The organism is Rubneribacter sp. (genome assembly GCF_965361815.1).
This window is the reverse complement of sequence record NZ_CBDTNW010000171.1, coordinates 23,645-37,299: the sequence shown is the minus strand read 5'-3', so window position 1 is coordinate 37,299 and position 13,655 is coordinate 23,645. Positions and strand designations below refer to the sequence as shown.

Annotated in this window: 13 protein-coding genes; 12 read left to right on the top strand and 1 reads right to left on the bottom strand. The window is 67.3% G+C overall.

All coding sequences use genetic code 11. From position 1 onward, the window contains the following. Positions 1-259 precede the first annotated feature (259 nt). Positions 260-667 carry a helix-turn-helix domain-containing protein gene (locus ACWKY3_RS12520; protein WP_449316725.1) on the bottom strand — a complete coding sequence of 136 codons (408 nt, stop codon included), beginning with the start codon at positions 665-667 and terminating at the stop codon, positions 260-262. A 165-nt stretch (positions 668-832) separates the two neighbouring features. Here ACWKY3_RS12520 and ACWKY3_RS12515 point away from each other — a divergent pair, with 165 nt between their 5' ends. The 12 genes from ACWKY3_RS12515 to ACWKY3_RS12460 are packed head-to-tail and all read left to right on the top strand — an operon-like array spanning position 833 to position 13,649. Beyond that, on the top strand, positions 833-1,123 hold the full coding sequence (locus ACWKY3_RS12515) for a helix-turn-helix domain-containing protein (RefSeq protein ID WP_449316724.1): 291 nt from the start codon (positions 833-835) through the stop codon (positions 1,121-1,123). Between the two features lie 5 nt (positions 1,124-1,128). After that, complete coding sequence (locus ACWKY3_RS12510; protein ID WP_449316726.1) at positions 1,129-1,359, top strand: helix-turn-helix domain-containing protein; 231 nt, start codon at positions 1,129-1,131, stop codon at positions 1,357-1,359. Further along, positions 1,352-2,401, top strand: a complete 1,050-nt coding sequence (locus ACWKY3_RS12505) for a hypothetical protein (RefSeq protein ID WP_449316723.1) — start codon at positions 1,352-1,354, stop codon at positions 2,399-2,401. Before ACWKY3_RS12510 ends, ACWKY3_RS12505 begins: the two co-directional genes overlap by 8 nt. Positions 2,402-2,403: 2 nt before the next feature. Next, complete coding sequence (locus tag ACWKY3_RS12500; RefSeq protein ID WP_449316722.1) at positions 2,404-3,738, top strand: hypothetical protein; 1,335 nt, start codon at positions 2,404-2,406, stop codon at positions 3,736-3,738. Further along, positions 3,735-5,804, top strand: coding sequence for a VirD4-like conjugal transfer protein, CD1115 family (locus ACWKY3_RS12495; protein WP_449316721.1), 2,070 nt, complete (start codon positions 3,735-3,737; stop codon positions 5,802-5,804). Before ACWKY3_RS12500 ends, ACWKY3_RS12495 begins: the two co-directional genes overlap by 4 nt. A gap of 56 nt (positions 5,805-5,860) precedes the next feature. Further along, entirely contained in the window at positions 5,861-6,079 is a 219-nt protein-coding gene (locus ACWKY3_RS12490) for a hypothetical protein (protein ID WP_449316720.1), read from the top strand. An 8-nt stretch (positions 6,080-6,087) separates the two neighbouring features. Next, on the top strand, positions 6,088-7,269 hold the full coding sequence (locus tag ACWKY3_RS12485; protein ID WP_449316719.1) for a type IV secretion system protein: 1,182 nt from the start codon (positions 6,088-6,090) through the stop codon (positions 7,267-7,269). A gap of 14 nt (positions 7,270-7,283) precedes the next feature. After that, a complete protein-coding gene (locus ACWKY3_RS12480; protein ID WP_449316718.1) occupies positions 7,284-7,700 on the top strand; it encodes a PrgI family protein in 417 nt (138 codons plus the stop codon). Between the two features lie 4 nt (positions 7,701-7,704). Beyond that, on the top strand, positions 7,705-10,203 hold the full coding sequence (locus tag ACWKY3_RS12475; protein WP_449316717.1) for a VirB4-like conjugal transfer ATPase, CD1110 family: 2,499 nt from the start codon (positions 7,705-7,707) through the stop codon (positions 10,201-10,203). After that, the gene (locus tag ACWKY3_RS12470; RefSeq protein WP_449316716.1) at positions 10,163-12,172 is read left to right on the top strand and encodes a phage tail tip lysozyme; all 2,010 of its coding nucleotides are present in this window, start codon (positions 10,163-10,165) and stop codon (positions 12,170-12,172) included. Before ACWKY3_RS12475 ends, ACWKY3_RS12470 begins: the two co-directional genes overlap by 41 nt. A 41-nt stretch (positions 12,173-12,213) precedes the next feature. Beyond that, on the top strand, positions 12,214-12,900 hold the full coding sequence (locus ACWKY3_RS12465) for a hypothetical protein (protein WP_449316715.1): 687 nt from the start codon (positions 12,214-12,216) through the stop codon (positions 12,898-12,900). After that, positions 12,897-13,649, top strand: a complete 753-nt coding sequence (locus ACWKY3_RS12460; protein ID WP_449316714.1) for a hypothetical protein — start codon at positions 12,897-12,899, stop codon at positions 13,647-13,649. Before ACWKY3_RS12465 ends, ACWKY3_RS12460 begins: the two co-directional genes overlap by 4 nt. Positions 13,650-13,655 lie beyond the last annotated feature (6 nt).

Below are 13,655 nucleotides of genomic sequence, written 5' to 3'. Positions count from 1 at the left end.
CATAACCTTCCCTCTTTTTCCTGGTCGGTTAACGGTTTTTCCTCCAGGTGAGCGGCGCATATACCCATAGGGGTATATGCGCATAGGGACAGCAAGCGGCACGTGGTTCGCACGTCGGCTCCGCCCGCTTCGGTATATCCGGGCACTCAACAACCTACTCATACGGGCATATGCCTTTGTGCGCACTTGCGCACATGCCCTCGTGCCAAGGGAATAGGCCTGTGTGGCCTTGCGTTCATATGCCCTTATGGTCACAAAACTATAGGGGTATCTGCCTATCTTCGCCGCTGCTCTCGGACTGGCCGGCAAGCAGCCCGCGCGCCACCCGAAGCACGATCCGCTGGTTCTCGTTGTCCAAATCCGCGAACACCTTCCTCAGCTCGTTTTCCCGCACCGACCCCCGGCGCTTGGCCTTGCTGGGGTTGTCCACCTCCTCGAAGGGCTCCGTGAAAGCCTCGTCCGGGTCTACGCCGTAGATGCTCAACGCCTCGTAGAGCCTCTCGATGGACAGGGATGTCTTGCCCGACTCCACGTTGTAGACGCTCTGCTGGTCCGCGTACCCCAGATGCGCCGCCACCTCCCTGGCGGACAGCCCCGCGCGTTTGCGGTAATGGCGCAGGTACCTTCCCAGTTCCTTCCTTCCGAGCGGTTTGAGCCTCTGCCTCACCTCGCAACCTCCTTCCATATTGAAAGTTATGAAACGCATATTAGCATTTCATAACAGAACAGGCGATAAAAACCCCGTTGGTTTCCGTATGAGCGGGCATAATCAAGTATGTCATTTCCGACCGTATGACCATCTGACCGCATACCCCCGTGCTTGGAGGCCGCCATGGCTTGCAGTAGCCCTATGCCCTCAACCGGGTCGAGTATCGACCTGTCGCCCCTTGTCGAGGCCCTGCGCACGATATGCGAGGACCGCTCCGCGCCGTCCTACGTCGATCTCGCGCAGGAGACGGGCGTCCCCCTCCCGAAGCTGCTCCGGCTCTCCCATGGCGAGGCGGATGGCCTCGACTCGCTGCACCTCGTCAACCTCGCCCGCTCCTTCGACATCCCCTTGAGCGACTTCCTTGTCAGCAAAGCGTGGTGCGCGGGCGTTGCGGGAAACGGAGGGGTGCTGTGAGCGTGATGTCCTCCTACGAGGCCCTCGACGACTGGCTTACGCCCCAGGAGGCGGCCGACTTCCTGGGCGTGTCGGTGCGCACGGTTTACCGAATGCTCGAAGATGGCTCGTGGTTCCGCATGGCCTTCCGAACGCGCCGCGACGACGGGCGCTGGCGCATCGCCAAGGAAAGCGTCGGAGAGGTGGCGGGCATCTGCCCCATACCCCGCGCAGCGGCCGGTGAGCGGCATGGGTAGCCCCGGCTTCGAGCACGCCAGCAAAGGCGGCTACGTCGTGCTGCAACGTTTCATGGTGGACGAGCTCGACCTCACGGGCGACGAGCTTTTGGCCTACGCGATCATCTACGGCTTCTGCCAGGACGGCGTGAGCGCGTGCCGCTGCTCGCGCGGCTACTTCGCCTACTGGCTCGGCAAATCCAAAACCACCGTCAACCGGGTGCTCGACTCCCTCGTAGCGAAGGGCTGCATCGTGCGCGCGCACGAGAAGGTGGACGGGCAGATCTACCCGCGCTACCTCCTCGGTCCCTCCGCTCCCTCCGTGGCCGTCGAGCACGAGCTTGTCGAAGTGGCGAACGAGGGGTACGCCCATGGCAAGGGGGGTACGCCCGCGTACCCCCCTTGCCATGGCGAAAACGACAAAGAGCCTGGTGGTACCGGGGGTACGCCCACGTACCCCCCGTCCGTTGGCGTACCGGGGGTACGTGGGCGTACACAGATAAGGGAAACAGAAACATATTCAGAAACAGAATCCGATGGCGCGCACGCGGAGAAACCCTCCGAGCCGGCGCCCCTGCTCGACGACTTCATGAGGCTTCGCCCCTTCATGCCCTCGACGGAGGGGTACCGCTACGGATACGACAACTACCGAAAACTCAGGTCCATGGGGTTTTCCGCAGACGAGATCGAGAAGGCGGCCTGCGCCATGACCAAGGCGATCCGGGCAGAGTACCCCGACCGCCCCACCCGCTACCTCCCGCACGCCGAGAGGCTGCTCAACCCCGGAAACCCGCAGGGCATTGGCGCGCACCTGGACAAAAAGCGGATGGAGGGGGTGCTTCGGGCGGAAGCCGCCGAGGGCCTGCCCGACGACAAGCTGCTGATCTTCGCGATGTCGAACCACCTCGGCCAGCTCACGCGCGAGGCCATCGCGCTCAACGAGGCCGTGCGCAACGCTGAGGAGTCCGACGAGAGGAAGCACCGGCGCAACCTTCTTGCAGCTTGGATCGACGACAACCGCGACGCGCTGGAAAAGGCCCGCCGCGCGAAGATGGGAGGATAGGCATGGCAGCAGAGGACGAGGCCGTCGGGCTGGTCATCAAGGTCGGCGACACGGTGGTGCAAGGGGCAAGCGAGCTTTTCATGCTCATCCTCAGAGCACTCGCCGAAGCCCAGAGGCAAAGAGCCGCCCACCTCGCCCAAGAGGGCCGGGAGGGCATCATCATGCGCAGCGTCCACGGCGTGACCGACAAGGTGGCAGACGCGCTGCCTGGACACGGCAAGAAGGGACTCGTATCCGTCAAGGTCGCCAACTCCGACGGCGAGTCCTTCTCCTACCGCCTGGGAGCCGGCGTGCTGACCACGGGCGAGCTCGATTCCCTGAGCAGGCAGTTCACGATGCGCAACTTAAGCATCGCCATCACCGAGGGCGGCAAGCGCCGGGGCATCCGCTCCACCGTGTCGGGGCTTGCCTCCCCCGAGACGCCGGCGGGCGAGGTTGAGTTCTTCGTGCCGAGGGGGCAGCGCGATCAGTTCCTCTCGGCGCTCGCCTCCGTGGCCCCCAACGCGAACCTCGACGAGGCGCACGTGTGTGCCGAGGGGCAGCGTCGCGGCGAGGACGCCCCGTCCCCGGCCCTCTCAGGCGGGGCGGGCTCCACGCTCGACGCGGCGAAGGTCCTCGAGGGCCGCGAGGACCTTGCGGCCATGTGCCGCGAGCTCAACAGGCAGGGGGCGTCGGTCATGTTCTCCCGCGATCCCAAGGGCCTGGTGGAGGTCACCTTGAAGGGACCGAACGGGGCCGACCTCGACTCCTTCGCCGAATCCGTGAAGGTCGCCGCCCTTGCCTACGGGCTCGATAAGAACGAAGTGGAGGCGACCCCTATCAGGCGGGATTCGCACGGGAACTACCCGGGCAGCTTCACATTCCTCGGGCTTTCCTTCGAGCGCTCGGACGAGCGCGCCGGCATGTGGGCTGCGAAAGACGAGCGCGACCCCCGCATCGAGATATTCGTCGGCGTAGACGGCAAGGGCCGTCCCTCCTACGAGATTTCCCGCAACGGACGGGTTAAGGCCAGCTCCTCAAGCCAAGACGAGAACGTGTTCCTCGTGGCCGACCAGCCTCTGGAGAGCGCTGTGCTCGGCGCGGTGTCGGCCCTCGACCGCGCGCGGCGAACAGAAGAGCGGGCCGCCGCCGAGGAGCAGGTGACGAAGCGGGGAAAAGCATTGAGCGGTACGGCCGAGAAGCGCGCAGAAGGCGAAGCCTTGGCCGCACCGCCAAAAAACGCGGAGCTGCGTGCCCGCGAGATGCGGGCGAAGGACCTTGCGCGGAAGTCGGCCGCGACGAATGCGACGCCGAAGATCGTCGTTGAACCCTCCCGAGAAGGAGGGCCGCGCCGATGAACGCGCTTCTGTGGGTGCTCTGGTCGCTTTGCGGCGGCACGCTCGCCGGATGGCTCGCCAACCGCGTGGCCTCCTACTACGCCGACAATCCGATCTCCTTCGACGCGAACTTCTCCATCGATCCCCTCATCGAGGGGATGGCCCACGACCCGCTGTGGCTCGACCCTCGGTTCATGTGGGCGTTCTGGGCCGCGCTCGCCCTCGTCATGTTCGCCGGCATGGCCACCTACGACTACGGCGGCGAGCGCCGGCGCGCCCGCGAGGTCAAGGGCAAGGAGTACGGCGAGGCCGCCTGGGCGACCGAGAACGAGATGGCGGCCTTCGCGCACCTGGGCACCGTGACGCATGTCAAGCGCACGCTTCCCGAACAGCCCCGCGCCCGACGCGCCGCGCTCCTGCGCGACCCGCGCGCATTCGCGCTCGCCAAGCTCGGCATCGCGGTGAAAAAGCCCAATCCCAAGCCCGAATGGTGCGACCGGATGGAGGACGACAACATCATCCTGTCGGAGACGGCGCGCCTGCAGCTCTCGAAGATCCCCGATCCGCTCACCGAGCGCAACAAGCACGTGCTCGTCATCGGAGGGTCGGGCTCGGGCAAGACGTTCAACTACGTCGGCCCCAACCTGCTCCAGCTCTACGGCTCCTACGTCGTCACCGACCCCAAGGGCGACACGCTCAAGCAGTACGGCAACTTCTTCCTGCGCCACGGCTACGACCTGAAGGTGGTCGCCCTGAAGGACGGACGCGACCTTACGGCCTCGATGCACTACAACCCCCTCATGTACATCACCGATTCGACCTCGATCATCCAGATCGTGAACCTGCTCGTCGAGAACACCACCGGCGAGGGCAAGCACCCGGACGCGAACGAGGACTACTTCGTGAAGGCCGAGCGCCAGCTCTATATGGCCCTCATCGGCTACCTGCACTTCTTCTACGCCGACCAGCCCGAGGCCCGCACGTTCAACGAGATGGTGAACCTGCTCCAGATGACCGAGGGCGAGGAGGCCGGGCAGTCGGTGAGCCCGCTTGACATCCTCATGTTCGGGTACGAGGGCGCCACGCCCGAGGAGTCGTTCATGGGCTACAAGCAGTGGTGCGTGAAGCGGCACGGCAGCGAGGAGGCGGCGCGGCGCTCCGACGAGTGGTTCGTCCTCAGCCTGTACAAGGGCTTCAAGTCCACGGCCCGGTCCCCCGAGACGGAGGCGAGCGTGATCTCGTCGTGCCACGTGCGCATGGCCCCCTTCTCGGTCGGCTCGGTCAAGGACTTCTTCTCCGAAGACGAGCTGGAGCTGGACAAGATCGGCGAGCGCAAGACCGCGTTCTTCCTGGTCATGTCCGACACCGACTCCACGTTCAACTTCATCTTGGCGATGCTGCTCTACCAGCTGTTCGACCGCAACACCGCGATAGCCGACCGCAACCCCGGCAGCCACTGCAAGCTGCCCGTCGTCTGCATCTTGGACGAGCTCGCCAACATCGGCCGCATCCCCGACCTGGAGAAGAAGATCGCGACGCTTCGGAGCCGCTGGATCTACCTGCACCCCATCATGCAGAACGCGGCCCAGCTCAAGGGCCTCTACGGGGACAAGGCCCCCGTCATCGAGGGCAACTGCGACACCAACCTCTACCTCGGGCGCTCGGACTTCGAGACGAACAAGCACTACTCCGAGAAGCTCGGCAAGTACACCGAGGTCGTGCGCAACCGCAGCGAGAGCCGCGGGCGGCAGGGAGGCTACTCGGACTCGGAGACGCGCATCGCGCGCGACCTGCTGTCGGCGTCCGACCTCTCCAACAACCCCGACAAGTTCGCGGGCGACGACTGCCTTGTGTTCATCAACGGCGCGCGCCCCTTCAAGGACAAGAAGTACAAGACCTTAGACCACCCCCGCTACCGCGAGCTTGCCGAAGCCGGCGAGTTCGTGCTGGAGGACTGGAGGTACGACAAGGAGAGGGAGAAGCGCGCCGAACTGCGCCTCATCGCAGACGAGGAGATAGCCATGCAGGAGCGGATGCGCGAGTTCATGGGTGGCGTCGGGGAGGTGTACGTCGTCAACGCCACCTGACGGCGGGCGGCCCGGATGCGCCCGCCGCACGTGAAACATCAACAGATCGGAGCACTATGAATTTCTTCAACCAGCTTCTCAACTACGGCGGTAGCCTGCTTGTGTTCGTGGGCGGCCTCACCGCCGCCGTCGGAATCTTCAAATGGATCTCGGGCGGCAAGAGCCACGACGCGCAGGCCCAGGAGGGCGCGGTGTGGGTCATCGCCGTCGGCGGCGCGATGTGCGCCATCGGCGCGGCGCTGGCATCCGGCGTCCTTCAGTTCCCAACGTTCTAGGACGTCCCATGCCTCCCTTCGGCGAAAAGACCCCGCTTCGCGGCCGTGCGCTGCGCGCTCTGCTCGCCGCGCTCGCGCTCGCCGTCGCGCTCATCGCGCCCTCGGCGCTCCTCCCCCAGACCGCCTTTGCCACCACGGCATCCGAGCTGGGGGGAAGCGCCGAGGTGAGCGATGACGAGCCGTGGCTGTACGCCTCGCGCGAGGACACGAGCGACGTTGCGGGCGACGACCTCATGAGCGCGACGCACTACACGCCCTCGTTCAACGTGTTCGACTTCCACTTCGACTTCGGGCTGTGCGTGTCGGACTTCCTCTACGGACTCAGCGCCCAGGCGGCCTCGGTCCTCTCGTCGTGGGCCGATGAGTTCATGGCGCAGATATCGACGGGCGACATGTTCGACGTCAACCTCGCCGGGGGCGATTACGCGAGCGCTTACCGGATAGTGCTCGACGTCGCCGAGAGGGTCGTCGTGCCGGTGTCCGGCGGGTTTTTGGGCCTCGCCTTCGTGTTCTCGCTCATGAGCTTCGGGCGCGACGCGGGGATGGGGGGCCGCCACGGCACCGACCTGTTCGCGTCCTACGCGTGGATAGCCGTGAAGTACCTGCTCGTTCAGACCGCCATCGTCCACGGCGTGCGCATCATGCGCGCGATCTTCGAGGTCGTCAACGACATCGGCGCGGCCATGCAGGACACCGGCCTTCTGGCGGGGGCCGTCAACGCCACGGTCTACCACGACGCGTTCATGGAGTCGTTCCGCTCCATCACCTTCTCGCAGGGCGGCGGGACCGCGCTCATCATGCTCCTCGTGGCCCTCGTCGTCCTCATCGTCGCGGCCATAACCGCCATCTACGTGCAGGTGGTGGTCGTCGTGCGGGTGTTCGAGGTGTGCGTGCGCATGGTGTTCTCGGGATTTGCGTTCGTCATGCTCGCCAACCAGTCCACGCGCGAGAGCGGCGTGCGCTACATCAAGCAGTTCGCGGGCGTGTGCGTGCAGGCCCTCGTCGTCCTGCTCGTCGTGGGGCTGGGATCGGTGTTCATAAGGCAGTCCGTCGGGCTGTTCACGGCCAGCGGCCCCGACACGCTCATAGCGTCGTTCATGTCGCTCGTCGGCCCCATGGTCAGCTGCATTGTGATGTTCCTCATGGTCAAGCAGTCCCGCGAGATCGCCAACGCGGTCGTGGGCGCGTAAGGAAGGAGCCGCCGATGATAGAGATCGTCTTGCGACGCGACATAACCGAGTTCGAACCCAAGCCGTTTTTCGGATTCACCACGCGCCACCTCATGACCGGCATCGCCGTGATCACCGCGAGCGCGGCGACCTTCGCGGCGCTGTCGGTGGCCGGCCCCGTGCCCTACTCGGTCTCCATGTACGCGACGTTCGCCGTCGGCGCGGGTGTGGGGTATGTGGGGATAGGGCGCCCGCGCGGCCTCAAACCCGAGACGTGGCTTTCCATCACGCTCGCCGAGCGGCGCGTGCCGCGCCTGCTGATGTACGCGCGGCCCCAGGTCTTAGGCGCGCCCACCGAGTGCCCGCGCAAGAAGCGCCGCCTGACGCGCGCCGACAGGCGCGCCCTCAAAGCCGAGCGGCGCGAGTACGACCCCGGTTCTTTGGAGGGATAAGCGAATGTTTTGCCAGAAGTGCGGGCGCGAGCTCGCGTGGAGCGATAAGAAGTGCCCCGGCTGCGGCGAGCGCGTGCGCGCATCGCGCAAGCAGCGCAAGGCGGCTCGCAGGGCGGCGGCGTCGGGGGCGCGGATCGCCCGCGCCGACGCCTCGAGCCTGGCCGCCCTGGGCTACGAGAAGATGTTCTACAACGGGACGTGCCTCATCGAGGAGGGCGTGTACTCGCGCTGCGTCGAATTTGACGACGCGAACTTCCAGGCGGCCAAGCAGGCCGACCAGGACGACTTCTTCAACCGCTACGCCACGATGCTGAACTCCTTCGACGCCGAGGTGCGCATGCAGGTGCTCATCCTCATGCACGTCATCCCCGAGGAGCAGTTCAGGCGCGAGATGTACATGCCGATGGTCGAGGGCGACGGGCGGGGCAACGCGCTCCGCCGCGAGATCAACGACATCATCGACTCGCGCGTGAGCGAGACCCGGCAAAACATCAGGCGTCGGCGGTTCATCGTCCTGCGCACGGGCGCGGCCACGAAGGAGAAAGCCGAACCCGTGCTCGCGCGCGCCTGCCAGACGGCCATCGACCAGCTGCGCCTTCTGGGCGTGGGGGCGCGCGAGCTCTCGGGCACCGAGAGGCTGGAGGTCATGTGCGCCGTCACCAACCCCAAAGACGGCACGGGCGGGGTGTCCTACAAGGACCTGGAGGCGCTGCCGGGCCTGACCACCGCCGACCTCGTGGCCCCCACGAGCTTCGAGCGCAATGCCGACCCATCGACCTCCTGCTCGTGGAGCGGGGTGTTCGGGCAGGCGCTCTACATGCAGAAGTGGTCCACCTCGGTGCGCGCCGACATGCTCTCCAAAATCACCGAGCTGCCGCTCAACGTCGCCATCACGATAGACTACCGGGGCTGGGATCAGGCGAAGGCCCGCGAGACGGTGGAAACCTACCTCACCGACACCAAGGTCCAGAAGAGCAGCTACATCCAGAAGCACTCGCAACGCATGTTCATCACCGACGAGATGCTGCCCTCGGATCTGCGCGACGCCATCGCGAACGCCGAGCTTCTGCGCGGCGACCTCTTCGACCGCCAGCAGAAGTACTGGAGCGTCGCCATGACCGTGCTCGCGTGGGGCGACACCCCCGACGAGCGGGACCTGTTCGTCGAGGAGATCAAGTCCGTCGCGCGCATGTTCAACTGCCGCCTCGCGCCGCTCACCTGCTTGCAGATGCAGGGCTTCCAGGCGGCCCTCGGCACGGGGGCGTCGCGCATCCCCGACGAGTACCGCATGAACATGTGCACCGCGCCGGCGGCGGCGCTCATGCCCTTCACGAGCGTGGAGCTCATGGAGCCCGGCGGCATGTACATGGGCCAGAACCGCATCTCGAAGAACTTCATCTTCTACGACCGGAAGGCCGCCACCTCGCCCAACGGGTTCATCCTGGGCAAGCCGGGGCGCGGCAAGTCCGTCAACGCGAAGTACTTCATCGAAAACGTGCTTCTGTCGGACCCGGACGCCGACGTCATCGTGATCGACCCGGAGCGGGAGTACCTCGGCACCGCGCGCGAGTTCGCGGGCGAGGTCGTGGACGTCTCGGCGAGCTCGGGCACCTACATCAACCCCTTCGACCTCGAGGTCGAGTCGGACGAGGCCCAGCCGCTCGCCATGAAGACCGACGCCATCATCTCCATGGTGGAGCAGATGGCCAAGAACCTCACCGAGCTCCAGAAAACGCTCGTGGACCGCTCGGTGACCATCGCCTACGAGCGGTTCTTCGAGACGAAGGACCCCGCCGACATCCCCACGCTCGTGGAGTTCCACGACATCCTCAAAGGCCAGCCCGAGGACGAGGGCGCGCTGCCCGCCACCACCATCGAGCGCTACATCTCCGGGCAGGCGAACCTGTTCTCCCACCGCACCAACGTGGACACCAGCTCGCGGTTCGTGGTCTACGACGTGCGCGACCTCGCGGACAACATGAAGGGCCTCGCGCTGCTCATCCTGCTCGACGCCACGTGGCAGCGCATCGTGCGCAACCGCGAGCGCCACGTGCGCACGTGGGTGTTCATCGACGAGATGCAGCTTCTGCTCTCCAACGGCTACGCCGTGGACTACTTCGACATGCTCTGGACGCGCAGCCGCAAGTACGGCGCGATCCCCACGGGCATCACGCAGAACGTCGAGCGCCTCGTCAATAACGAGAAGACCCGCCTCATGCTCGCGAACTCCGACTTCCTGCTCCTGCTCGGGCAGTCGGCCACCGACGCCATGGCGCTCGGCGAGGTGCTCTCCCTCTCCGACGAGCAGGTGGGCTACATCCGCAACTCCGGCGTCGGCGAGGGGCTGCTGGTCGCCAACGGCAAGATCATCCCGTTCGAGAACAGGATCCCCAAAGACACGCAGCTCTACCGCATCACCACCACCAAGATCGACGACCTCGCCGCCATGGACGAGGCGGCCCATGGCGGCGGGGAGCCGCTCGGTGCGCGGAAGGAGGCTTGAGTTGGACTTCCTCGAAGGAATGCGCGCTGTCGCCCCCGAGACCGCATCCTCGGGCTTCTCGGTCACCCGCGTGAGCGCGACCGAGGGGTTCGCCGTGCTCAGGGTTGACGCCTCGTCCGCCCTCGGGCTTGGCAGGGTCCTCGGGACCGATTTGTCGTCGGCATTCGATGCCGCGCGCGCCTTCGACGCATCCGAGTGGCTCGCAGCGCCCAAGACGGATGCCCCGGCCGCCCTCGGCCTCGGCAGGGTCCTCAGAGCCGATCTGCCACCGACCTTCGCCGCGCCGGCCTTCGGCACCGCGCGCTCTCTCAAGGCGAGCCCGCAGACGCCCGCCCCGGAGAAGGTCACGGCCCCTGCGGCGGTCGCGGTGGAGAGCCGCCCGCGCGGCGCGGCCAGGGTGTTTGGCGACGAGGTCGCCCAAAGTTTCGGAGGGTGGCTCAGGCAGCGCCCCAAGGCCGCCTGGGGCTGGCTGCGCGAGCAGACGAGGAGCGCCTGGGAGCCGGAAGGAGACGACCCCTCAGTCGAGCGCGAGGCCATGGGCGACATGGGAGCCGGCGCCTCGGGCGTCCCGAGGGCCTTTGCCGCCGCAGACCGGGCACGCGGGAAGGCGGGGGCCAGGGCCACGGCGCACCTTACCCGCCTCGACGCGCGCGCCGAGGGGTTCGAGGCGCGTGCGCTGCGCTTGGACGGCAGGGCCGCCGCGCGCGCCGACGATGCCCAACGCCTCCTCGATCTCGGAAAAAGCGGCGCGGCCAAAAGGCGCGAGCGCTCGGCCCAGCGCCTGTGGGCCGCCGCGTCCACCTCGCGGGAGAGGGCGCAGACGCTGCGCGGCGAGAAAGGCGGCGTTGTCGGGACGTTCATGCGGTTTCGGCGCGGGGCGAACGAGGCCGCCGCGTCCACCCTGCGCACGCGCGCCGCCTGGCTCGCACTGCCCATCCTGCTCGTCGCCGCCCTCGTGTTCGGCGTGGCCGGGGCGGCCATCGCCGGGACCCTCTCGGTCGTCTCGGCCGCAGCGGCCGCGAACTCCCAGCAGGCCGACGTCGGCTCGCTCTCCGGCGTGGAGGCAGAGGTGGCGCGCTACTTCAGGGGCAAGGGCCTCTCCGACGTGTCCATCGCCGCGATCATGGGCAACATCGCCCAGGAGTCCGGGTTCGACCCGGCCTGCAACCAAAGCGGCGGCGGTCCGGGGCGCGGACTTTTCCAGTGGGAGGTGGGCGGCCGCTTCGAGTCGCTTCTGGCCTTCGCCGCCGCCCGGGGAGGCTCTTGGACCGACGTGGGCGTGCAGCTCGACTTCATGTGGAGCGAGGCCCCGGGCATGTTCGACACCTACTCCGACTTCCTCCACGTCTACGGAACCGGGGCGGTGGCCGGCCTCGGGCAGCGCATGAGCTTCGAGGAGTGGTGCGCCATCGACGACCTCGACTGGGCCACAGAGGCCTTCGAGCGCGTGTTCACGCGCGCGAGCCTGCCGATGATGGACCAACGGATCGAATACGCGCGCGGCTACCTCGCGCAGCTCAAGTCGGGCCTCGGCACGGCCGGCGGGCAGGACTACGCTTCCGCCTCCGCGCGGCAGAGGGCCGTGGCCGACGCCGCGCGCGCCAGCACCTACGGCGTGCGCACCGGGCGGTGCCAGGCGTGGGTGTACCGCGTCTACGCCGCCGCCGGAGTGTGCGATGCGTCCTCGTGCTGCGCGCACTCCGCAGGAGATGCGTGGATCGTGTCCACCTCGGCCTCCGACATCCCCGTGGGGGCGACCGTCTACGTGTCAAGGTCGGTGGGCGGCGTCGAGTGCGACTGCGGGCGCGACGCGGGGCACGTCGGCATCTACATCGGAGACGGCCAGGTGGCGAGCCGGCGCGGCGGCGATGCGCCCTACATCGAGACGCTGGAGAGCTTCATGGACAACTACGGACTCGGGGGCTACATGGGCTGGGGCTTCAACGGCGGCGTAGACCTTCGGGGCTAGGCGGGCCGCAGGGGAAGCGCAATACAGGAAGGAGAGGAATCGTGAAGCTGTTCGGAAAAGGCGGGGGTCCTCTGACCCCCGCGCAGAAGAAGCTCGCCACCGCCGTGGCGGCGATGGCGCTCATAGTCGCCGCGTCCGTGTCGGCCGACTTGGCGCTCTCGCGCCTCGATGCCGAGCGGGCCGAGGAGGCGACCGCCGAAGAGGTGCAGCCCGGACCCGCCCTAGACGAGAAATCCTCGGACCCATCCGATACCGAGGGAGCATCCGGCGCGGAGGCCGGCGGCGAGGGAACGTCCGGCGCGGAGGCCGGGGCCGACGAGGAGCCCTTGGGCGTCGGGGCCGTGTACGAGGGCGACGGCGTGTCGGTGGAGAACCGCGCCGGGCGCGACCTCGACGCCACCGGGCGCGAGATCGCCGACGCCGTGAAGAGCGCCTGCGAGGCGAACGGGTTCGACGTCAGCGGCCGTGCGTTCTGGGTCACCTCCGTGGCCGAGGACGGGGCCTACTACATCGTCTCCGGCGTGGAGGGCGCGAGCTACCTGCGCCTCATGCCGCAGGCGGCGGGCGGCTTCTCGGTCATGCTGTTCGGCGACGAGGACTCCTTCAGAAGGCAGCTCGAAGCCGACGGCGGCACGAAGAACGAGGGGGCCGAAGGCGGCGCGGAGGCCCAGGAAAGCTCCGCGCAAAGCGACCCGGCCGATGCCGCCGAAGGCGGGGCGGCCTCATGAGCGGCCACGACCCCACCTACCGCGTGGAATGGCGCATGACGTTGGACGACCCCGTCTCGGAGAAGGGCGGGTGCGTCGGGTACGCCGGAAGCGAGCTTGCCCGAGCGCTCTACGCCTGGGAAGGGCTCGACCCCATCGAGGCGTTCCGAACCCTGCGCGCGCAGACGGGGTGCGCCTCCTTCGGCTTCGCCGTCGTCTGCGAGCAGGACGGGCTTGTCAAGGCCTCCAGCTGCTGGGACGCCGACCGCGACGCCGCCCGCTTCTCCGTGCGCGCCGTCATCTCGGACGAGGACGGTGAATCCCCCTCGGTCCTGTTCGCCGCGCACGACGCCGAGGAGGCACGCCGTTTCTTCGACGGGCAGGATGCCCGGGCGCTGTACCTCGCGTCCCCCGGTTGCGCGCACGCGCGCGTCGAGCTTGTGGACGCCTCGCCGTGCGCCTTCGGCTTCGAGGCCGCCACGATGAGCGTCCGGGAGTACGGAGAGCGGGAATACGCCGCCTCACTCGCCAGCGTGCGCGACGCGGTGCGCGAGGGCGTCCTCGACCGCGACGGTATCAAGCGCCTTTTACATGCAAGCGATGCGGAGGTGGACGACGCGGAGAAGGTGTGCGGGTGCCTATCTGGGCATATGCGCATCTTCGCCGCCGACGTGCGCGGGAAGTCGCCTGCGGCGCTCCAAGCGGATGCCGCGAGGGTCTCGAAGTCGCACGGGCGGCGCACCGTCACCGACAGATCGGTTCGGAGATAAGGAGAG

Coding starts and splice junctions, on each gene's coding strand:
- ACWKY3_RS12515 (WP_449316724.1), top strand. CDS start 833: ATGGCTTGCAGTAGCCCTATGCCCTCAACCGGGTCGAGTATCGACCTG.
- ACWKY3_RS12510 (WP_449316726.1), top strand. CDS start 1,129: ATGTCCTCCTACGAGGCCCTCGACGACTGGCTTACGCCCCAGGAGGCG.
- ACWKY3_RS12500 (WP_449316722.1), top strand. CDS start 2,404: ATGGCAGCAGAGGACGAGGCCGTCGGGCTGGTCATCAAGGTCGGCGAC.
- ACWKY3_RS12495 (WP_449316721.1), top strand. CDS start 3,735: ATGAACGCGCTTCTGTGGGTGCTCTGGTCGCTTTGCGGCGGCACGCTC.
- ACWKY3_RS12475 (WP_449316717.1), top strand. CDS start 7,705: ATGTTTTGCCAGAAGTGCGGGCGCGAGCTCGCGTGGAGCGATAAGAAG.
- ACWKY3_RS12505 (WP_449316723.1), top strand. CDS start 1,352: ATGGGTAGCCCCGGCTTCGAGCACGCCAGCAAAGGCGGCTACGTCGTG.
- ACWKY3_RS12460 (WP_449316714.1), top strand. CDS start 12,897: ATGAGCGGCCACGACCCCACCTACCGCGTGGAATGGCGCATGACGTTG.
- ACWKY3_RS12490 (WP_449316720.1), top strand. CDS start 5,861: ATGAATTTCTTCAACCAGCTTCTCAACTACGGCGGTAGCCTGCTTGTG.
- ACWKY3_RS12480 (WP_449316718.1), top strand. CDS start 7,284: ATGATAGAGATCGTCTTGCGACGCGACATAACCGAGTTCGAACCCAAG.
- ACWKY3_RS12485 (WP_449316719.1), top strand. CDS start 6,088: ATGCCTCCCTTCGGCGAAAAGACCCCGCTTCGCGGCCGTGCGCTGCGC.
- ACWKY3_RS12470 (WP_449316716.1), top strand. CDS start 10,163: ATGGCGGCGGGGAGCCGCTCGGTGCGCGGAAGGAGGCTTGAGTTGGAC.